We start from the raw sequence: 22335 nt of genomic DNA, 5'->3' as shown, positions 1-22335 counted from the left end.
TGGTACTCTTAAAAGACTAAGAGAGGAGTTTTCGGGAGAATGAATCGTAAATGGTTATTTTGGATTCCTGTATTACTATGGATGGGGATTATTTTCTATTCTTCAGCACAGCCATATAAAAAACAGGATATGCGCTCGGATATTGAGCAATATGTAAATGCTGAGTTTGTGAAAGAGCATTTTTCATGGGTATCTATCGATTATGGGGGAGGTACACCTGTTAGTATCGCAAATAAAGGTGTAGGTGGATTTGTTGAGTTTTTCCTTCGTAAAGGTGCTCATTTTATGGTGTTCTTTATGCTCGGTTCATTGACGTATTATGCTTTTCATCGATCGGGTTATTCGAGAAAAAGGTGCTTTGCATACGCCCTCCTTTTCGTTGCGGGGTATGCAACATTTGATGAAATTCATCAATGGTTTACGGGAGACCGTACACCGATGTGGCAAGATTCATTGCTTGATACGTGCGGCGGGTTAACAGGAATTATAATAAGCAATTGGTTTTGGCATAGAAAAAGGAGCTAATCTCAGTTAGAGATTTGCTCCTTTTTCATTTATCCCGCTATTTGTGGGAATAGAAACATCCATCTTATCCCGCATTAACTGCCCGTAAAAGCCTTCACTTTATACGCCAAGTAATTCTTTTAGTTCGTCGGTTGATAGTTCGGTCATCCAACTATCGCTTGTAATGACGGCGTTGTTTAATGATTGTTTTCGTTCTAACATTTCATCAATCTTCTCTTCAAGTGTTCCCGTTGTAATAAGCTTATGAACGTGAACGAAGCGTTTTTGACCGATGCGATAAGCACGGTCTGTTGCTTGGTTTTCTACAGCTGGATTCCACCAACGGTCATAGTGAATGACATGGTTGGCGGCAGTTAAGTTTAATCCTGTTCCGCCGGCCTTTAACGATAAGATGAAGATGTCATACGTTCCGTTTTGGAACTGCTCAATCATCTTGTCACGCTCTTTCTTCGGTACGCTCCCGTTTAAGAAGAGGACGCGCTGACCGAATGTTTCTTCTAACATACTTTTTAGCATGTTCCCCATGCCAATGTACTGAGTGAAGATTAAGCAACTTTCATTTTGGTCTTTTATATTTTCGATGAGCTCCATTACCGTTTTTGTTTTCATAGAGCGCTCGACGATATTTTGTGGTTCTTCTTCTTTCAAATAAAGGGCTGGGTGATTACAAATTTGTTTTAGCTTGTTCAGCATAAGTAATATAAATCCGCGTCTTTCAATTCCGCTTAATCCTTCTACATTTTGTAATGTATCTTGAACAAGTTGTTCATATAAGGAAGCTTGTTCGCCGGTTAGTGGACAATAAGCTTTCTGTTCTTGTTTATCTGGTAAGTTTAATGCGACCGTTTGATCTTTCTTCGTACGACGCAGTAAAAACGGCGAGATAAACCGCTGAACTTGCTGGATTTTTCCTTCATCGCGGTCCTTTTCAATCGGTGTGACGAAGCGGCGCTGGAATTGTCCTAAGCTTCCGAGATACCCATGATTGATAAAGTCGAAAATAGACCAAAGCTCAGCAAGTCGGTTTTCCATCGGTGTACCGGTTAAAGCAATTTTGTGATTTGCTTGTAGGTTTCTTACTGCTTTCGACTGTTTCGTATGTGGGTTTTTTATATTTTGTGCTTCGTCTAAAATAACAGCGTCCCAGCATAACGTACTAAGTTCTTCTTCATCAAGCTGAGCTAATGCATAAGAAGTTAATATAACATCTGCTGATTGAAGAAAATCTTTAAATGACTCATCCTTAGATCGGTTACTTCCATAGTGTAACTGAACACGTAAGCTTGGTGCGAAACGCTCAAATTCTTTTTGCCAATTTCCAAGGACTGATGTTGGTGCCACAATTAATGCAGGACCTGTTTGGAGATTGTTTTCTTTAGCGTATAGTAAGTAAGTTATCGTTTGAATACTTTTTCCGAGTCCCATATCATCGGCTAATAACGCTCCAAATCCAAGCTTTCGTAAGTATAGTAACCACTCAACACCGTGTTGTTGATACGGACGGAGTGTTGCTTGTAGCGAAGATGGTACATCTACTTTTGGAATATCTCCAATGTGCAGAAGTTTTTGGAAAAGCTCTTCGTAATATCCATCTAGCTCGATTTCAATATCGGTAAACGGACTATCGTCTTCTACAATTTCTGTTTCTGCCGTATTAGATAAATGTTGCTGCAACACATCTTTCATTTCAAGTCCATATTTATCGGCACGGTGCATTAGTTTTTTTACTTCTTCAATAAAGGCAGGATCAAGTCTCATCCATTGACCATTTAAATTGAAAAGACGTTTGTTTTGTTCAACGAGTTCGAAAAATTCACTTTCTGATAAATCAATTCCGTCCGTTGAAATGCGCCAGTCGAAATTAACGAGCGTATTCATGCCGAAGAAAGACTGTGTTTGTGCTGTACTTTGCTTCAGCTGTACACGCAACCTCGGTTTTGTTGCTTTTAAATTTTGCCACCATGATGGTAGTAAAATTGTAATACCTGCTGCCAGTAATTCATTACTTGCTTCGGTTAAGAAGTTCCAAGCTTCCGTTTCAAAGAGTTCTTCTCGGAACTTGTCGTCCTCTTTTAGCCACGGTACGAGCTTACTGAATCCTTCTTGTGTTTCAAGGATCCGTTCTTCGTAATCGTGCCATCGTTTTGGTAAGGAATCGATACTTTCATATACATATATGCGATGTGCACCACGTTTTGGTGTAACGATTGTTTCAAGCTTCCACATTTCAAGTTCTTCTTGCGGTTCTTGTAGTCTTAAGCCGACTGTAAATGGAAGATCATCTTCAATGTAACCAATTTTTCGAAGCCAATCTTCTTCATGTAGTGCTGCTTCCAATTGCCTTTTCGTAAAGTCGTAATGTTCATATAGTCTCTTTGCATCTTCCCATCCGTCATTTGAGCGAGCATCTTGCAAAATACTTTCGTTCACAGCGGCAGAGAAAAGAGATGCTAACATGTCATCTTCAATTGAAGTATTCTGAACTTTCCAAGATGGCTGCTGAGACCACTGCTTCATGTCAGGTGCGAAGCTGCCGCTGACGAAAGCGTCCCATAATTCACTTGCGTCCTTTGTAAGTGCCGTAATAGGACCGTTCATTTGCATATTTGCAAATGAATTCATCGGTTTATTTGCGATGTATTCAAATGCCTGTGCATTCGTTAACATAACGCCTTGTTGTCCCTCATACGTTGCTTCTTTTAAAAACGTTCCGTAGAAAGAAGTAGAGTGCCATGCGAATGCATTTTTTTTCCAAGTTGCTACGGATAAGAGAGTACCGCTATCATCTTCTCCCCAAAGGAACCAACCTTGACTAACGTGCTGGAGCCTAATTGTTACTTCAGTTTGTATGATCATCGATTAATTTTCCTCTCCGTAATTCCTCTTGTAGTGCACGCAGACGTGAATGTAAGTTAGCGATATGAATAATGAAAGCATCCCATTCATCAGTTCGCTTCAGTCGTTTATAAAGCATACGTAATTTCTTTAAGTAACGAACGGCACGTTTATATGATTTGCGATTTCGCTCTTCAATTGCTTCCATTGCGGCATGGTGATAAAGAGGAAGTGCTGCTTCGGGCGCTTCTTTTTCAATATCTTTCAATGGTTCTTTCAAAAGTTCGATTACTTCGAATCCATATAAGAGCTGAAGTTCCGTCCATGCATGGTATTGTTTCTTCGCAAGTACATATTGTTCATAATTTGTGAAACTATACGGTAATAGTTCTTGTAAAATCATTTCTAATCCCGCTTGTTCATTCGTATGCGTTGCATATGTCTCATACATCATCACAAATAATCGAACGATATCTTGTATGAAGACGGTATTTTCTTGTTCCGTTATCGTTTCTTTTACTTGTTTATAAGTAAAGGAAAGCCAATCTTTAGCGCGGTCCCACTCCATCGCACTTAATAACTCTTCTAACCAATAGAAGTAAAGGCTCACAACAGAAGAAGGCTGTTTTTCCAGTAATTCCATTGCCGATACATCTTCACCGTTTAAAAAGAGCAGGTGAGAAGATGCTAATGCTTTGGAAAGTGGATTGATTTTAGTATCGATTCGTTTTTTTTCTTCTTGTAGCTGCTCTTCTGTTCTTAACAGTTCACCCCATACGTGACGATAAATGAAGAATCGCTCTTGTGTATAGGCATCGGTAGAGAAGAATGCTTCATGTATGAGCCGCGCTGTTTCTTCTAAAATCGGTTTGGATTCTTCTGGAATCGCCTCTGTTTTTAGGTCCCTAACGGTAGATTCAACTTTATCAACGAATAGGCGAACGACGTTAACTGGTTGGTGATAAGAATATAGTTTGTTTGCTTCAAATTCTTGAATTTCTTCTAATAATTTTTGAAAGCAATAAAGTGCCGCGTGCAACTTAAATAATTCATGAATAGCAACGATGCGCGGAGCTTTCCGTTCTAATTTTGTATAGAAGTCTGTAAAAAGACTCATAAGAAAATACATTTGTTTATAAGTGAGCCGCGCTTGTTCTTTTTTAAATGATTCATATTCATTTTCAAAGTATGTTTGCCAACTTTTATAATCCATTTCTTCAAAAGCTGATGATTGCAATACTTGTCGTGCAGTTCGAATAGGAGGAAGAGAAGGTTTTGTATTATTTTTGAATAAAGTTAATACATCTCCTACTTGCCCAAAACTAGAAGCTGCAGATAGTAACACAGCAAGCATATGCTGACATTGCGTTGGCGCGAAGCAATCGCAATAGCTTTCAGTGACATTACGAATCGGGATGTGAACGCTATATACACTGCCTTCAGCATTTACAGTTCCGGATAGCGTATAGCCATCAAAGTCAACGTTATAGACAACACCACTACGATATAGTTGCCGAGCTGTAGCGACATGCTCTTGATCAGCAACTTGCTGTGGATCAAGCCCTTGAACGAACTCATTCGCAATCATCATAATTTCATCTTTCGTAATTGAGTCTTGCAGCATAATATTCCTCCGTACACAGATTTCTTTCCTTTACCATTATAAACAAAAAATGCTCAAAACAGAAAAAATGAAATTTGGATTACAAAAAAGGATGTTGCCTAGTTGAACTTTCCTACTAGGTAGCATCCTTTTTGGGAATTAAGAGCGTGATTCTTGTAATACCGCTTTTACATATGGATCATGTAATATTTGTTTTATAATTGGTAACATGTTTTGCTCGAATGGAATATCAATAGGGAATGGCTTTTGAGAGCCTGGTTTTATTCCGTATTGTACGAGTTTGTAATGTGTATTTTCTTCAGACTTGAGCACAATTAATTTATAGCGATTGTCATCGTTTGTTAGTGAGAAGTCAATTGCGATTGCATCATATGTTATATCATCTTTATATATGTACGGTTTTGGTGTACCGACCCAGTCTACCTTAGCTTGTAAATTCATGGACGTCACCTCCTTATATGTATTATATAAAAAATAAAAGCCAGCTCTCAATAAAGAGAACCGGCTGTAATTTAGCAGTCATTGGTTATTTTAAAATTTTCACTTTAACAGTTTTGCGTCCCCATTTTTGAGCAGCGCTATCTGATCCAAGTAGGATGTCGATACGGTTACCTTTAATTGCACCGCCAGTATCTCCAGCGATAGCTTCTCCGTAACCTTCTACCCATACTTTAGATCCTAATGGGATTACTTTCGGGTCAACAGCGATCATTTTCATGTTTGGGTTCGCTGTTAAGTCATGACCCATTGCAGTTAATACACGGCCGCCGTATGTGCCACCGTTTTCACTTGGGTGAGCTGTATATGCCGTAGCTACAACTGTTAACTCACGACCACCAGAAGGTGTGCTAGTCTCAGCAGCTTTCACAGCAGGCTTAGCAGCTGGTTTTGCTTGTGCTGCAGGTGCTTGAGCTTTAGCTGGTGCTACAGTTTTAGCAGGAGCAGGTTGTTCTTGTTTCTCGATAACAGGTGCTGTACCTGTTAAGAAAGGAACGTGAACATAAGCTGTTTTCCCGTTATATTCAAATTGTAACCACTCATTTTGTACTTGGTTCGTTGTTTCGATCATATCGTCTTTCTTAAGCGTTCCAAGAATTTCTGAGTTTGTGTTCGCTTCAGCACGTACATTTAATACGTTAGCTGTTACATAGTAAGAGTTCTTTGTAAACTCTGCACTTACGAATGCGTCTTTACCATCTAATTTGATTTGTGACCATCCGTTTTCTGTATTTAGAACATCTAATTTATGACCATTCTGTAATTTACCGACAACTTTTGATTCAGTAGTAGGGTTTTCTCGTACGTTTAGTACGTCTGTTGTTACAACAGTTTCTGCATTAGCAGATGCGGTGAAAATCCCAAGACCAAAAACTGCTGCTGTTGCTATTCCAATTAATTTTTTCATGATAGCCTCCATTGCGTTTGTTTTCGTGTCCTCATTATAGCAACAGATTTTTTCGGATTTTGGGAAAACACACAATTACAAACCATTCGTAATAAGTCGTTAACACTTTGTAATATAGCTAGAATGAGAGGAAAGCGTTTTTCATTCCATATAATTAGTAGGTTTCTAGTTATATTCAAAATATTTAATACAACATATTTTTTTCGGTGCAAATAAAAATATTACAGGGGTATTACATAATGATTACTATACCGTTACATTCCTTGAGTATTTTACCGTTTTATGGGTAATATAGTTATATAAACATAAACATCTCGTTTGTGAAGTTATAAACACGCGCTATATACTAGCAAAAAACCGCATAATTGTTACAAGAAGAAAGGGTTGTAAAGAATAAATCTGCCCTTTTTTAAAACTGTAACACATCCTTTTTTGGGAAAATCTCTTCCCATCCGCATTTTTCTCACACAATTTGACAGTAGTATTCCAATCTTGTAGCTCTTGCAGAGTGGAAAGGTTGTACGGAAGGTAAGGCTGTCCATAAGAACTCTAATTGGTGAAGGCAAACTTGAGAGAGCCGAAAGAAAATCACCACAAAAACTATGGTTTTCTATCCGATTTAACATATCGGAATTTATGATTTTTACAAGAAATGAAACATACGAAGGGGGATTTGATGAGGAAACTGACGAAAACATTTATTGTCTCATTAACATTATGTATTGCATTTACACTTTGGGGGATTATTCCCGAATCTATTATTGGAAAAGGTAGCTTAGGAAATGTAACGACTGTAATTCAAGCTGCGTTAGTTAGTAAGTTTGGATGGTTCTATATTATTTCCGTTTCTATTTTCTTAGGAATTGCTATTTTCTTAATTGTTTCTAAGTACGGTTCGATTCGTTTAGGTAAAGATGATGATGAACCTGATTATAGTTATATGACATGGTTTGCTATGTTATTTAGTGCCGGTATGGGAATCGGTTTGGTTTTCTGGGGTGTCGCAGAACCGATGAACCATTTATACACACCTCCGTTTGGAGAGAGTGCGACTGAAGAGAGTGCACGCCTTGCACTTCGTTTCTCATTTTTCCATTGGGGATTACATCCGTGGGGATTATATGCACTTGTAGCATTATGTATTGCGTATTTTACATTTAGAAAAGGAAGAGCAAGTACAATTAGTGCGGCGGTAGGTCCGCTATTTAAAGGCGGTGAACATGGCCGTATTGCCCATATGTTTGATGTTCTAGCTGTATTTGCGACAGTATTTGGTGTGGCGACATCATTAGGACTTGGGGCAAAGCAAATTGCGGGTGGTGTTAGTTATTTAACATCCATTCCAAACTCATTATCGACACAGCTAGTAATCATCGGAATTGTAACTGTTCTTTATATGCTATCTGCGCAAACGGGACTCGATAAAGGAATTAAATATTTAAGTAATGCGAATATTATTTTAGCGTTTGCACTTATGATAATTGTATTATTTGCAGGTCCAACAAACTTTATTATGAATTATTTCACTTCAACAATCGGTTCATACATTCAAGAATTGCCAAGTATGAGTTTCCGTTTAAGTCCATTAAATGAAGGCGGAAATCAATGGATTCAGTCATGGACAATTTTCTACTGGGCATGGTGGATTGCATGGTCACCATTCGTAGGTACGTTTATTGCTCGTGTGTCACGCGGGCGTACAATTCGTGAATTTGTTGTTGGTGTGTTACTCGTACCAACAGTAATTGGTGCGCTTTGGTTCTCTGTTTTCGGAGGAACAGGTATTCACATGGAGCTATTTGGTGGTGCAAATATATATGGACAAATTAAAGAAATGGGCACAGAAGTAGGATTGTTTGCTATGTTAGACCAAATGGGTAGTATGGGACCGGCTTTATGTGTGTTAGCCATTTTACTTATTTCAACATTCTTTATTACATCGGCAGACTCTGCTACGTTTGTTCTAGCGATGTTAACGACACATGGTAGCTTAAACCCACCAAATCGTATTAAAATGGTTTGGGGTATTGTTCTAGCGGCGTTAGCTTCGATCTTATTGTATGTCGGAGGATTAGAGGCGCTGCAAACTGCTTCGATTATTGCGGCCTTCCCGTTCGTATTTGTTATTTTCTTTATGATTGCAGCACTATTCAAAGAGTTGCAAAAAGAAGGACGTATGAAACAACATTAATAATAGAAGAAAAAAATTATGTATATATAAATAGTATTAGGACTGTCGAATGTCGGCAGTCCTTTTTCACTGTTCTATACTATTGTAGGAAAAGCATTACTTTGTTGCGGAATACTATAGATATCGGTAATTTAAAAAGAAAAATCGATATAGTTCGACATTATCCGATATTTTACACATTATATTCATATTTTTGACAAAAATATGTCGGAAATGTGTTGTTACTTTTATGTATATGTGCTATATTATTTCCTGTAAGCGATTTCAAATAGTTTTAAAGCGCATTCAAGGGGGACAACTAGAATAATGAAACGTTACGAAAGAAAGTGGAAGCATATTTGTTTGAAACGTGTGGCACATCGAAATGCCCAAGAAAGCACGGAACCAAAGACTGAAACTCGTAAAGAGCATCAAGAGAAGCAATTGGTTCTACAAAAATAGCAATCACTTTTTCGTATATAAATGAAGGTCGATCGTTCGTTGGGGGATGGACGTGAAATAACTTTCAGCTAAGGGGTATTGTCTGATATATATAGTATTACGGTAAAAAATAAGCACAGAGCATACGGCGCTCTGTGCTTATTTTTTAATGAAATCTATTTTTCTTTTTTAAATCGTACTGTTTTATCCCAACCAATTACTTGTTTCTTGCTCTTTGCACGTAAGTAAAGAATGAGACTGCGAATAAACAAATACGTAAAGAGCTGTGCGTACGTAAAGTACATAATGACGCTTATGAAAATATTGGTCGGTGTAAAGGTTCGTTCGACGCTCTGAGCGCTAAATAATTGAGAAACATATGTAATATATGCGACATACCACATAAATAGTAATGGAATGCTATATTGAATTTGGAATATGCCGAGCAGTCCAATTATAAACCAAACGTTTGAAATGATTAGGAATAGCCAAAATACGACATACACTAAAACTTGTTGTAAGGAATGGACGAGAAGTTTCCCTTTAAAAAAGCTTAATGAAGAAAACATTTTTTCTAAAATGTATAAGTTTCCTTGAAGCCAACGTGTCCGCTGTTTTATAAGGATTTTTAAATGTTCAGGTTCTTGTTCCCATGTAATCGATTCCGGGACGATTGGTAAGAGATAGCCCTTTTGGGTAATTCTTAATGTTAATTCGGCATCCTCTGCAATTGCATAAGGATCATAGCCGCCAAGTTCTTCTAATGCGGAACGACGAAGAAGCATGTTTGTTCCGGTTAGTGAACCTGTTTGGAATAATAGCCAGCGTCCAGATTGCATAAGGAGCTGGAAAATCTGAAATTCTAATGAAATCATTCGTGTAAGCCAGTTTCTTTTCTCATTTACTGTACGAACGTGTCCAACTGCTCCAACGGCATCCTTTGTTGTTTCAGCATGTTCTACGAGCATTCGCAGTGCATGTGGTTCAGGTTGATTATCTGCATCGTAAACACAGAAATATTCACCATCCGAAATGCTAAGGCCGTAGTTTAATACACGCGATTTTCCTTTCGGTTCGCCAGGTGGTACACGAATGTGATGAATATGAGCATAAGCTTTGTCGAAATCATCGCCAATTTCAGGTGTTTCATCTTGAGAGTTATCGTTTAATAAATAAACGTTTAGTTTGCCTGGGTATTCAATCTTTGCCATTGCTTCTAATGTATCTTTAATAACCACCCCTTCATTATGGGCAGGTATTAAAATATCTACACTTGGATAATGTTCTAGCGTACGATCTTTTCGCTTACTATTTCGATGAATTAAGCCTGCGAGTGTTAAGAGAGAGTAGTAAACGAGTAGGCCTGAGAATAGAAAGGCAGTAAAAATAAGTACATATTTGATTGAAAATGTGATGCTAATCCAAAATACGAGTACGCAAAACAGAAGGAATAAAAGGAGTATAACGAGTGTCATCATAATAATGTCTGTCCTTTTGTCGTGATTTGTTCTCGTTTTATTTTAATGTCTTGAATTGCTTCAGCAGCAAGCCATTGCTCCATTTTTGGATGTAGACGGTTCATTACAATGTCAGCACCGGCTTCATTTGTATTTTGTAATAAAATGACTAATGTGTTGCTGTCATATTCAGCAGCAAGGTCAAAGTCAGCTCTGACTGTATCAACTAACAATGAAGCTACACGATCCATGACACTTTCCTTCGTATATTTACTAAAGGAAGTGAAATCAAAGAAAATGATAATGCCTGTTTCATTACGACGATTCATTGCAGTTGTTAATAATGCTTGTCGTCTTTCGAATTCTTGTCTTGTTAATAATTTTGATTCTCCAATGTATTGCTCAAGCACTCTTACCCGTTCAGTTAACTCTTTATTTTTAAGGATAACCTTTTTTAATAGATGGGTTGAAATATAAACAATGAAGAAGTTAGCTGCCATCAGGAAGTGGGTAATAATATATTCCCATTGATCTGATGTACTCCATAAGTGAAGCCATGCTTCATAAAATAAATAGAATACTGAAATGATTGTTCCTAGTATGAAGAAAATAAATGCTGTTTTATCAGCTAAAAATAGGAATAGTACATTTATGATGACATATATAATTGTAAAAATGAGCACGTGCTCATATTTCGTCACATGTACAGTAGTAAAATAAAATAAAATTTGTAAAATCCACATAGAGAGGACTTTATAGGACTTATCTTTCACGAAACGTTCCTCCTTAAAGCTAATTCGTGCTGGATATTTGTAGTATGCACAATTATTAAGAAATGGACCATGTAGCTGGAAGTCTTTTTTTAGTGAGCGACATCAGGTAGTATCCCTCTTGTACAAGAAAAAATAAACAGACATACATACTAATTATTGTAACATAGCGTCTATACATCTATACATAAAGTATTTAATATATATAAAAATTATATTTATGTTATATAAAAAAGTCTCCTCTTTAAAAGAGGAGACTTTACATGAGTTTATAGGAACATCATACCTGCGACTGCTGCGTTTAAGAAGTTCGCTAGTGTACCAGCGATAACTGCTTTAATCCCTAATTGTGCAATTTGTTTACGGCGAGTAGGAGCTAACGTTCCAGTTACACCTAATTGAATTGCAATAGAAGAGAAGTTTGCGAATCCACAGATTGCGAATGTTAAAATCAGATTTGTTTTTGCAGAGAACTCTGCCATATGTGGTCCTAAGTTTGCATATGCAACGAATTCGTTGATTGCAAGTTTTTGACCGATAAAGCTTGCTGCTTGTATAGCTTCACCTGGAGAAACCCCGATTAAGATTGCAAATGGTGATAATAAGTAACCGAAGATTAAATCTAGGCTAAGTTTAATATCGAACAAAGAACCAACCAATCCTAGTAATCCATTTAATAAAGCGATTAATGCGATGAAAGCCATTAACATTGCTGCTACGTTAATAACAAGTTGCATACCTTCAGATGCACCACGTGCAGCTGCATCAATAACGTTTGCGTCTTCACGTTCTGTAGAAAGCTCAACGTTATTATCTACTTCTTCTGTTTCTGGCATAATTAGTTTTGCAATTAATAAACTTGATGGAGCTGCCATAATTGCTGCTGCTAATAAGTGTTCTAACGGAATTCCCATCGCTGCATAGCCGACAAGAACTGACCCGGCAACAGCCGTCATACCACTTACCATAATAGTGAAGAATTCACTGTTAGTTAAACGTGCTAAGTATGGTTTAATTAAAATTGGTGCCTCAGTTTGTCCTAAAAATACAGTTGTTACTGAGTTTAAACTTTCTGCTTTTGAAGTTCCAAGAAGTTTACTTAATGCACCACCAACGACACTAACAAATTTCTGCATAATACCGAAATGATATAAGATTGCTACTAATGAACTAATAAATACAATTGGAAGTAGTGCTTGAATAAAGAAGACAAATCCCCAAGGGCCTTTTGCGTTGACTAAATCCCCAGCAACGAACTTAATTCCCTCGTAAGAAAAATTAATTAATCCTTGAACACCATCAGCAGCGTATTTTAAACCTGCTTTTCCGGCATCCCATCGTAATACGATAAATGAAAATGACATTTGTAATGCTAGCGCGATTAAAATTGTGCGCCAATTAATAGCTTTGCGGTTGGAAGATAGTAAGAAAGCAATTGCTAATACTCCAATCACACCGCCAATTCCCCATAAAACATTCATGCAGTGTATGCTCCTTCCTCATAGTAAAAAGTGTATAAACCAGTTGTCTATACTTTTGCGAATATAACATCTTAAGTAACTTATCATAATGGACATCGGAGGTCAAACGTCTAACGAAAAGTTTAAATAAAAAGAAAATTCTTTGAAAAAACACATATAAAATGAATAGGCATGAAATAGGTTATGTTTTTTGTTGAAATATATTCATTATGATAACGTTTTGGACAATTTTTATAGAATATAGTGTATGAAATAGGAGAATGAACGCATAATTTTTTCGTAGAGAGAATGAAAGGGGATTACTATATCGAGTCTTTTAAAAAGAGCCTTCTAGTAAACTAGAAGGCTCTGAAACTATAACTTAAGGTGCTTTCGTATAACCTAAGAAATGGCTTTTCCAATAAGAGTTGTTTAATGAAGCGATTGCTACACCTTTATCTCCAGATTGGATAAATGATCCGCCCCCAAGGTAGATACCCATGTGAGAAGGACCTGCTTTATAAGTGTCTTTGAAATAAATTAAGTCTCCAGGTTGTGGACTTGAAGTTTGTGGTAAGCTGCTCCAATATCCAGCAACACTTTGGCGGCTAATGTTATGACCAAATTTCTTAAATACGTGGTAGATGTAACCACTGCAGTCAACACCATTAGCAGAAGTACCGCCCCAAACATATGGTACGCCTTGCATAGATTTCGCGTATGCAAGTAGAGAAGAACTGTCACCGCTATTATTAGTGTTATTGTTATTGTTGTTATTATTTTGATTGTTATTTTGGTTGTCGTTAGGCTTATTATCTACTGCGCCACCAACTGGTGTTTTAGATAGGAAACGTGTTCCGATGTAACCAGTTTGACCGTTGTAGTTAATTTTGCTCCATCCAGAGTTTTCAGAGATTACTTGAACCTTCTGTCCTTGTGGAAGTGCGCCTATGATTCTATAATTTGTACCTTCGCCGCTACGTACATTTAGTGCAGAAGCATTAATGTAGTAGTCACCAATTGCACCTTGTTCAGGTTGTTTTGGCTGTTCTGGTTGTTTCGGTTGCTCAGGAGTAGCAGTGCCACCTTTGACGAATTTTACAAATTCGCTACTAACATAGCCTGTTTTTCCTTGGTAGTTTACTTTAAACCAGCCGTTTTCAGATCCGACTACGTTTAATGTTGTGCCATTTAACACGCCGCCAATTACACTATGGTAAGCAGCAGGGCCTGTACGAACACGTAGAGATGTTGCGTTAACAACGTAAGTACCACCAGTTTGAATAGTTCCATTATTATTTTGCTCTTGGTTGTTACCTTGAGTGACGTTTTCGTTAGAACCGCCTTTTGTTACGTAGTCCTTGCTTAAGTAAGCTGTTTGTCCTGCGTAATTGATTTTGAACCAATCTTGAACTTCGCCTACAACTTGTACTACTTGTCCTTGTTTAACAGAACCTACAGTTGGATGAGAAGTGCTAGGACCTGTACGAACGCGAAGGGAAGATACATTTACTGTATAGTTTCCACTTGCTGGTTGAACAGTTGCTTCATTGTTACTATTGTTGTTATTGCTTGTAGAGCCAGTATTTGAAGAAGCGCCTGATACAAATTGGCTACTAACATAACCAGTTTGTCCGTTATGGTTGATTTTCACCCAACCATTTTCTTCTCCAATTACGTTTAAAGTTTGTCCTTCATATACACGTCCTGAAACAGAACTAGAAGTGTTAGGAGCTGTACGTACACGTAATACATCGGCAGTAACTTTATTCTTTCCACCTGTTGTACTTACATTAGAATTACTTGCTCCATTTTTTGATACAAATTCGCCACTGACAAAGCCAGTTTTTCCATTATGGTTAATTTTGAACCAACCATTTTCTTCTCCAATTACGTTTAACGATTGACCATTATAAACGCGAGAGATGACGTCGTGAGAAGTACTTGATCCTGCACGAACATGTAGTACGCTAGCATTCACCGTATATGATGAATTGTTTGATGCGGAAGCTTGGACAGTTTGTGTAGCAGCTTTTTGTGTATTTTGTTCAGGGGCAGCTTGAACGCTATCAAGTGTAGGAGCTGCTCCTCCTGCTACAGACACTGCCGCAAGACCGGCAAGGTATTTTTTCATAATTTGTCGATTCCTTTCTGTCTGTAATGTAGTGAAGAAATATTTACCAACTGTTAAAAATTCTAAAGAGCATGTCGATTACTGTCAAGACTTATGTGGTAATCTGAATATGACAAAAAGGTTACAAAAAAAAAATCAAGGTATAAATCTGCACCTTGATTCCCATTTAAATACATATATTTGATGTGGAAAATGAGAAGATTATTCGTATTTAGGAAGATGTGCTGTTGGATTTTAAAAGACTTTGAGAAAATGACCTTTGTAGTAATTTAGTGATAGGGCCAACTTGACCATCTTGAATCGCAGTTCCATCGAGATGGGTCATCGGTAAAATTTCAATAGTTGTTCCCGTAAAGAAGGATTCATCTGCTTGATAAACATCGCGAACGCTGAAAAGCTCTTCCTTTACAGGAAGTTGAAGAGTGTTAGCTAAAGAAATGACGTACTGACGAATAATGCCGTTTAAAATAAGGTGATTGGCTGGATGCGTATACAGTGTTCCGTTTTTTATAAGAAAGAAGTTAGAGTGGCTACCTTCAGTTACAATACCATTTCGTACGAGAAGTGCTTCTTTACAACCTTTGCGTTCAGCTTTCGTATAAGCTAATACATTTGGTAATAAATTTAACGATTTAATATCACAGCGGAGCCAGCGTGTATCGGGTTCTGATATAGCACGTACACCGTATTCAATCCATAAAGATGGTCTTTCTTTTTTTGAAATATAAGCATAGATTGTCGGAGATATGTCATATGAAAATGCATGTGCTCGAGCTTGTACACCACGAGATACTTGTAAGTAAATTGTTCCGTCTTCGTGGAAATTATTGTTTTCAATTAATTTGTAGAGTAAGATGATGAGTTCGGCTTTTGAGAAAGGAAGTGATAATTCTATTTCTTCAAGGGATCGATATAATCTTGTTAAATGTGGGTCTAATAAGTGAAAGTTTCCGTTATAAAGGCGAATAACTTCATAGACGCCATCACCAAATTGTAAACCTCTTTCTTCAAGTTCTATGTACGCGCGATGTTTTGTTGTATCAATAACTGCATCATTCCATAGTACAAATCTTTCGTATGCCAATTTTCGTCCCATCCTTTCGTTAGTACATGAATAAAAATCACTATAGTAATTTTTATGTAAGCAATTCTCTACATATGACGTATATGTATTTGTAAATCACAGAGAAGTAGTGGTGATTTATCCTGCATTAACTGCCCGTAAACGCCCGATTGGTGAGGGCTAATAATCAGTGGGGGATGAACAAAACACCCAATGATTAAAGTTTCACTTTATAGCATTTTGTATATACAAATTCGGAAATGAGAAATAAGAATCCTGCTTTTTGAAAAAAAAAAGCAACATTCGTATGGAATGCTGCACAAGGAGGGTAGCTATCATTCATAGGGACATCGTCTTTAAAGGTTTCATTTATGCAAACAAAACACTTGGAAAGACAATTATAAGAAAGTTGAAAACAAATGATGCACACATTTCTCTAAGGGATCCTATTGAAGATGAGAGATAAGAAATATGTGGAACCTTGTTTGCATATTTTATTATAAAGATGTTTCGTTAATGTGGTGTAAATGTTAGGTGAAGGTTATGTAATTTTAAAGTTAATGAATAGGAGAGGAAGGATAGCAGAAAATAAAAAAAGAGGCTGAGATTACTCAGCGCTCTTCTTTTCTTCTTTAATAGCTGTCTTTACTTCACCAGTTTTGATCTTGTTACTTTCAGAGAAGCGAAGTAAGTCACCTTCAATGATTTTGTCAGACATGTTCAATTCATTTTGGGCACGATCAATTAGTGGTTGAGATTCTTCTTTCGGTAATTGCACAACTTCGCCAGTAGTACGGTCGTAGAATGTACTGTTCGTGTACATGTACTTATCTGTAACGAAGCTACCGTCACGAAGAACAACGAATCCTTTATTTTCTGGTGAGAATACATCATGACCGAATTGAATTTGATTCGTAGAATCTACACCAAGTAAGTTTAGAATTGTTGGCTTAATGTCAATTTCACCAGTTGGTTTTGAAATTGTTTTACCTTCTTTTTGACCTGGAACGTGAATAAACATCGGTGTTTTTTGTAAGTTCATATGGTCAAATGTAGTGATTTCTTCTTTTCCTAAGAACTGTGCCATTGCACGGTTATGGTTTTCAGAAATACCATAGTGATCACCGTAGAATACGATAACTGAGTTGTCGTAAATACCTTCTGCTTTTAGACGCTCAATAAAGTGTTTCATTGCTTCGTCTAAATAGCGAGCAGTTACCATGTAACGGTCAAATACGCCATCACCAGAATTGTATTCATCGATTAATTTCGTACTGTCATCATAAGTGAATGGGTAATGGTTTGTTAAAGTAAGGAAGCGAGTATAGAACGGTTGCTTCACTTCTTTTAACATATCGATAGATTGATCGAAGTATTCGATATCTTTTAATCCCCAATTTAATTTTGTTTCTGGCGTAATTTTGTAGTCAAGCTCGTTGTAGTAACGATCATAACCAAGTGCCGGATACATAATGTTACGGTTCCAGAACGTTGCGTTATTCGCGTGGAATACTGATGTGTGATATCCTTGCTGACGCAAAATTTCTGGAGTTGCTGTATATTCGTTATTACCGTGTGTGAAGAATACAGCACCACGGTCTAGTGGATACATTGAAGTATCTACTAAGAATTCAGCATCAGACGTTTTACCTTGCCCAGTTTGATGGAAGAAGTTATCGAAGTAATAACTTTCTTTCGCAAATTGGTTTAGGAATGGTGTAACTTCTTGTCCGTTAACTTGCGCACCAATTAAGAATGTTTGTAATGATTCAAGAGAGACAACAATTACGTTTTTCCCTTTTGCAGTACCAAACATATTTGGATCTGGTTTACTTTGTGTTGTTTTCACGTAGTTTTCTGTTTCTTGTAATTTACTACCATCAGCAAACGCTTTTTGTGAACTTGATTTTGCTTGTAAGCCAAGGTCGTATGCTTGGTGTACATATAACCCTAAGTTTTTAACAAGCATAACGCGGTCGAATGAACGTGTTAATAGTTCTGGACGCTCAGCTTCTGCAAATCCTAGGTTTACGCAGAAAATAGCAACCGTTGACACGAAGTATAGAGAACGCATCGGACGCGCTACACGTTCTGTCGGTGCAAAATCTTTCTTCTTCTTCAATAGAACGAAGAATACGATAATATCCGCAAATGCAAGGATGATTTTGTAGTTAAATAATTCTTTCACACTAGAACCTAAACTTCCGAAATTAGACGTTTGTCCTAGTACTGGTAAAGTAACGAAGTCATTGTAGAATCCGTAGAACATTACGTTACCAACAAGAATGAACGTTAAGATAAAGTTAATTCCTAGTGCTATATAGTTACGTTTTTTCCCTTTTGCAAATAATGCAAGACCCACAAACAGTAATGATGCTGCTAATGGACTAATGAATAAAATGAATTCTTGCATGAAAGATTCAAGTTTTAAATCGAAGCTAGTGCGTGTAATGATGTAGGATTTTAGCCATACGGCCAAAGCTACGAATAAAGTAAAACGCACGTTTTGAAATTGTGATTTCATGGTTTCTTTCATTCATTTCCACCCTTTCTCTATCAGGCTTGGTCGATTTTGGAGCGAAAAATGTTAAAATAAAAAATACATAGTTTTCTTGGCCATAATTAGAGTTTCTATATTCCCCCATATACGACTTTAACTATGCATACCCTTTTTGGTTTCTTGTGCTGCTCATAAGCATAACGTCATTTCTGTATTATACAACAAAATTCATTTCTGAGAAACACTATAACATTTTACATTTTTTGTATGTGATTTGTCACTACCAGAGAAAACTTTAACATTCGTTTATATGCCCGTCAACTAGAAAATATAACAAAAATAGAAAAGAATGTTAAGTGGAATTGAAAGTTTTTTGGTTGAGAAATATGGAATGGAAATCTTTAAGTGGTTGTCTAGAAAACTATTATATGAAGGAAAATATGAAAAAATTAACGAACACTTGTTCTTTTTGGTTTTGTCTGTTACAATGAAATTTCATTGATAGATTATGTGTAATTTTGATGAACTTTTACTGATAACATAACATATTGTAGCTTATTTCTTTTGAAAATAGGGAGGCTTTTGAATGAAACAAAAATTTTCAGTTGAAGCGTTTTGGAAGAAAATAAAACATGTTGCGAAACAGGCAGGGCAGTCGGTAATCTATGCGAGTTTATTGTTGTTTTACGTGTTGCAAAGACCGGATGTTCCAAAACGAGTGAAAATTATTGTAATCGGAGCACTTGCTTATTTCATTGCACCGATTGATGCCATTCCAGATTTCATTGCTGGAGTCGGTTATACGGATGATTTAGGTGCGTTAATGGCCGCACTATTACAAGCATCGATATACGTAAATGAAGATGTGAAAGATAAGGCACGAGTGAAGTTGGCAGAATGGTTTGGTTCGGATATAGACACATCATTTATCGATCAAAAATTAGATCAATAGGTGAGAACTGTCATAGGATGACAGGGCGAACGTAAGCGAGGAAGTGCATTATGCCATCAGGAAGAACGCATACGAAAATAAACTTAATATCCCTTCCGGTTGTTTTGTTTATGCTCTTTTCGTATGGATTAACAAGTTTTGATTTTTTATTAACTTTTGCAATTGGCTTTTTAGTAGGTACTTCATTTCTAACACCGGATTTAGATACGTACAGTAATGCGTATAATAAATGGGGATTCCTCCGTATTTTTTGGTATCCATATAGGAGCGTAATGCCCCATCGTTCCTTCTTCACACATACGATTATAATTGGTGATATTATTCGTATTGCATACATGTTAATCGTGTTTTCTCCGTTTTTATTCCTATTAAATATAATCGCATTCGGTGGAAATTTAATAGAAATTGCGAAGGAACACGAGGTTGAAATTGTAACGTTTGTAATGGGGATTGTTGTGGCGAGTACGCTCCACATTATAGCGGATAAAGCGAATACGCGCCGAAAGAAAATGATGAGAAAAAAGAAGAAACGTAGAAGATAAAAAAACCGTCCCAAAAGGTATTTTGGGACGGTTTTTTCTTATTAATAGGTAGGTTATTCTTGTCGTATTTTGTAGTTAAGTCGATATTCATTGTCGAATCGCCGATGAAATTTCATTTACGATCATGCGACATTAATTTTTGGACAGTTCCTTTTTAATCAAACGTTTGTTTAAAACTAAGCTTTCAGTATCTTAATACCTTTCACGATATTCCAAATGAAGTAGTATAAGCTAATGATTCCGCAAATGCATAAGACGATGATTGCCCCAATTCCAAGTGTTACGTCTGGTTGATCAGATCCGATGCCCATAATTCCTAAAATAACTAATCCAATAAATGAAGCGATGCTTGGAACGATATGTGTCCATAGAGCACGTTTCGCATGTGGTTTCGTTTCAGAATCGCCCACAATCCACACGATAATAGGGAATAAGATAGGTGCAAATAATACACTAAAGTATGATAAAGCTGCTAATATTTTGTTTCCGTTCATATATATCACCTCATAAGTAATGTCCGTTGTTATACTTTTAGTATGCGATAAATTTGGCGACCTTCCTATCGATTAACATTACAAAAACGTGACGCTTTTGTAAGATTTCCTTTTCAAATGATGAAATTTTCGAAAAAATCTTTTTGAATGAAAATTGTTGTGATAAAATTATTGAAAACGTTTTCTTAAACGTTTTGTATTTTTTAGACTTAAAGGTATGATGACCTGGTAGTCTATTGATAAGGTTATATCTTATTTAAAAGGGGATTCTTTAGGGGGAGAGAACAATGAACACATGGACACAAGTTTACGATCCGTTCAGTAACATTTGGATTTCGGCAGCAGTCGCACTTATTCCAATCATCTTTTTTTTCTTAGCTTTAGCGGTTTTCCGCATGAAGGGGTATGTGGCAGGATTTATTACAGTTGTATTAACGATTTTGGTGGCGTTATTTGCGTATAAAATGCCATTCACAATGGCAATGGCAGCGACCGGATACGGTTTCTTATACGGATTATGGCCAATTGCGTGGATTATCATTATGTCAGTATTTTTATATAAAATTTCTGTGAAAACAGGTCAATTTGATGTCATTCGTGCATCTGTATTATCCATTACGAATGACCATCGTTTACTCGTTATTTTAATTGGATTTTCATTTGGAGCATTTTTGGAAGGGGCAGCAGGATTTGGTGCACCAGTAGCGATTACGGCAGCGCTTCTGGCAGGCCTTGGGCTAAATCCTTTATATGCAGCAGGTCTTTGTTTAATCGCAAATACTGCACCAGTAGCGTTCGGAGCGATGGGGATTCCGATTACAGTTGCTGGACAAGTGACAGGCATTGATCCGCATAAAATTGGACAAATGGCTGGGCATCAATTACCGTTCTTATCTTTATTTGTTCCGTTCTTTATCGTATTTTTAATGGATGGCTTTAAAGGAGTAAAACAAACGTGGCCTGCTTTATTTGTAGCGGGTAGTTCATTTGCAATTACGCAGTTTATTACAGCGACGTTTTTAGGACCAGAACTTCCGGATATTACGTCAGCGCTTGTAAGTTTAGTAAGTTTATCGCTATTCTTAAAAGTTTGGCAGCCGAAAGAAATTTATCAAACTAAGCAAGCGAATAGTGAAGTAGCAGCAACGACGACGGCGACATCTATGCCGAAACTAACGGTAGGAAAAGTAGTAAAAGCGTGGTCTCCGTTCATTATTTTGACTGTGATGGTAGTCATCTGGAGCCAAAGTTTCTTTAAATCGTTATTCGCTCCGGGCGGCGCTTTAGAAAGTCTCGTATTTAAATTTGAAGTTCCAAGCTTGCACAATTTAGTAATGAAAGCAGAGCCAATTGTAAATAAACCAACACCTTATGAAGCAATCTTGAAATTAGATATTTTATCAGCGACTGGAACAGCAATTTTAATTGCTTGTATCATTTCTATCTTTATTTTGAAAATGAGTGCAAAAGATGCAGTAGCAACATTTAAAGAAACGTTAAACGAACTAAAAATGCCAATTCTATCTATTGGATTCGTATTAGGATTCGCATTTATCGCAAACTATTCTGGTCTATCTTCTACATTAGCGTTAGCACTTGCAGGAACTGGCGGACTATTCCCGTTCTTCTCACCATTCTTAGGATGGATTGGCGTATTCTTAACAGGATCAGATACGTCAGCGAACGCACTGTTCTCGAATTTACAAGCAATTACAGCGCAGCAAGTCGGTGTATCTGAAGTGCTTCTTGTTGCAGCAAATACAACGGGCGGTGTAACAGGTAAAATGATTTCTCCGCAATCAATTGCGATTGCTTGTGCGGCAGTTGGACTTGCTGGGAAAGAGTCAGATTTGTTCCGCTTTACATTGAAGCATAGTTTATTCTTCGTTACTATTGTTGGGATTATGACGTATGTGCAGGCTTATTATTTAACTTGGATGATTCCGTAAGCAACAAAAGAAAT

At 37.1% G+C, this 22335-nt stretch carries 17 protein-coding genes; 6 read left to right on the top strand and 11 right to left on the bottom strand.

What is annotated here, in order from left to right; translation table 11 throughout:
* Nucleotides 1-39 precede the first annotated feature (39 nt).
* Nucleotides 40-525 carry a VanZ family protein gene (locus SB773_RS03895; RefSeq protein WP_001080696.1) on the top strand — a complete coding sequence of 162 codons (486 nt, stop codon included), beginning with the start codon at nucleotides 40-42 and terminating at the stop codon, nucleotides 523-525.
* 99 nt (nucleotides 526-624) lie between these two features.
* Here SB773_RS03895 and SB773_RS03890 read toward each other — a convergent pair whose 3' ends face one another.
* The 4 genes from SB773_RS03890 to SB773_RS03875 form a co-directional block, all read right to left on the bottom strand.
* Complete coding sequence (locus tag SB773_RS03890) at nucleotides 625-3381, bottom strand: DEAD/DEAH box helicase (protein ID WP_410588664.1); 2757 nt, start codon at nucleotides 3379-3381, stop codon at nucleotides 625-627.
* Nucleotides 3365-4984 (bottom strand): SWIM zinc finger family protein, encoded by a 1620-nt coding sequence (locus tag SB773_RS03885; protein WP_002068435.1) that lies wholly within the window; start codon nucleotides 4982-4984, stop codon nucleotides 3365-3367. Before SB773_RS03885 ends, SB773_RS03890 begins: the two co-directional genes overlap by 17 nt.
* Before the next feature lie 138 nt (nucleotides 4985-5122).
* Nucleotides 5123-5425, bottom strand: a complete 303-nt coding sequence (locus tag SB773_RS03880) for a DUF3910 family protein (RefSeq protein ID WP_033731083.1) — start codon at nucleotides 5423-5425, stop codon at nucleotides 5123-5125.
* Nucleotides 5426-5510: 85 nt separating this feature from the next.
* Nucleotides 5511-6389 (bottom strand): cell wall-binding protein EntA, encoded by an 879-nt coding sequence (locus SB773_RS03875; protein ID WP_002167369.1) that lies wholly within the window; start codon nucleotides 6387-6389, stop codon nucleotides 5511-5513.
* A 676-nt stretch (nucleotides 6390-7065) separates the two neighbouring features.
* Between SB773_RS03875 and opuD the strand changes: the two genes are divergently transcribed.
* A complete protein-coding gene (gene opuD, locus SB773_RS03870) occupies nucleotides 7066-8580 on the top strand; it encodes a glycine betaine transporter OpuD (protein ID WP_215576686.1) in 1515 nt (504 codons plus the stop codon).
* Nucleotides 8581-8886: 306 nt separating this feature from the next.
* Complete coding sequence (locus SB773_RS03865; protein WP_002068447.1) at nucleotides 8887-9021, top strand: hypothetical protein; 135 nt, start codon at nucleotides 8887-8889, stop codon at nucleotides 9019-9021.
* A gap of 155 nt (nucleotides 9022-9176) precedes the next feature.
* Here the strand turns inward: SB773_RS03865 and SB773_RS03860 are convergent, their stop codons facing one another.
* The 6 genes from SB773_RS03860 to SB773_RS03835 all read right to left on the bottom strand — a co-directional run bounded on the left by SB773_RS03860 (nucleotide 9177) and on the right by SB773_RS03835 (nucleotide 18420).
* Nucleotides 9177-10478 (bottom strand): glycosyltransferase family 2 protein, encoded by a 1302-nt coding sequence (locus tag SB773_RS03860; RefSeq protein WP_002129979.1) that lies wholly within the window; start codon nucleotides 10476-10478, stop codon nucleotides 9177-9179.
* The gene (locus tag SB773_RS03855) at nucleotides 10475-11230 is read right to left on the bottom strand and encodes a diguanylate cyclase domain-containing protein (RefSeq protein ID WP_410588660.1); all 756 of its coding nucleotides are present in this window, start codon (nucleotides 11228-11230) and stop codon (nucleotides 10475-10477) included. The genes SB773_RS03860 and SB773_RS03855 overlap by 4 nt, the downstream gene beginning before the upstream one ends.
* A 266-nt stretch (nucleotides 11231-11496) precedes the next feature.
* Entirely contained in the window at nucleotides 11497-12708 is a 1212-nt protein-coding gene (locus SB773_RS03850; RefSeq protein WP_410588658.1) for a NupC/NupG family nucleoside CNT transporter, read from the bottom strand.
* Nucleotides 12709-13069: 361 nt separating this feature from the next.
* Nucleotides 13070-14821, bottom strand: a complete 1752-nt coding sequence (locus tag SB773_RS03845) for a C40 family peptidase (protein ID WP_410588656.1) — start codon at nucleotides 14819-14821, stop codon at nucleotides 13070-13072.
* 211 nt (nucleotides 14822-15032) lie between these two features.
* Nucleotides 15033-15917 (bottom strand): D-amino-acid transaminase, encoded by an 885-nt coding sequence (locus SB773_RS03840; RefSeq protein ID WP_131246500.1) that lies wholly within the window; start codon nucleotides 15915-15917, stop codon nucleotides 15033-15035.
* A 574-nt stretch (nucleotides 15918-16491) separates the two neighbouring features.
* Complete coding sequence (locus SB773_RS03835) at nucleotides 16492-18420, bottom strand: LTA synthase family protein (RefSeq protein WP_002191187.1); 1929 nt, start codon at nucleotides 18418-18420, stop codon at nucleotides 16492-16494.
* Nucleotides 18421-18970: 550 nt separating this feature from the next.
* Between SB773_RS03835 and SB773_RS03830 the strand changes: the two genes are divergently transcribed.
* Both SB773_RS03830 and SB773_RS03825 read left to right on the top strand, forming a co-directional pair.
* Nucleotides 18971-19336 (top strand): YkvA family protein, encoded by a 366-nt coding sequence (locus SB773_RS03830; RefSeq protein ID WP_002016186.1) that lies wholly within the window; start codon nucleotides 18971-18973, stop codon nucleotides 19334-19336.
* A 50-nt stretch (nucleotides 19337-19386) separates the two neighbouring features.
* Entirely contained in the window at nucleotides 19387-19878 is a 492-nt protein-coding gene (locus SB773_RS03825) for a metal-binding protein (protein ID WP_002089644.1), read from the top strand.
* Between the two features lie 176 nt (nucleotides 19879-20054).
* Here SB773_RS03825 and SB773_RS03820 read toward each other — a convergent pair whose 3' ends face one another.
* Entirely contained in the window at nucleotides 20055-20372 is a 318-nt protein-coding gene (locus tag SB773_RS03820; RefSeq protein WP_002167374.1) for a magnetosome magnetite crystal formation protein family, read from the bottom strand.
* A gap of 287 nt (nucleotides 20373-20659) precedes the next feature.
* On the opposite strand from SB773_RS03820, the gene lldP reads away from it, so the two are divergent.
* A complete protein-coding gene (gene lldP / locus SB773_RS03815; RefSeq protein WP_410588652.1) occupies nucleotides 20660-22321 on the top strand; it encodes an L-lactate permease in 1662 nt (553 codons plus the stop codon).
* Nucleotides 22322-22335 lie beyond the last annotated feature (14 nt).

Source organism: Bacillus sp. SIMBA_074 (assembly GCF_046534555.1).
In the GTDB taxonomy this organism is placed as follows: domain Bacteria; phylum Bacillota; class Bacilli; order Bacillales; family Bacillaceae_G; genus Bacillus_A; species Bacillus_A mycoides.
This window is presented reverse-complemented; position numbering and strand designations above follow the sequence as displayed.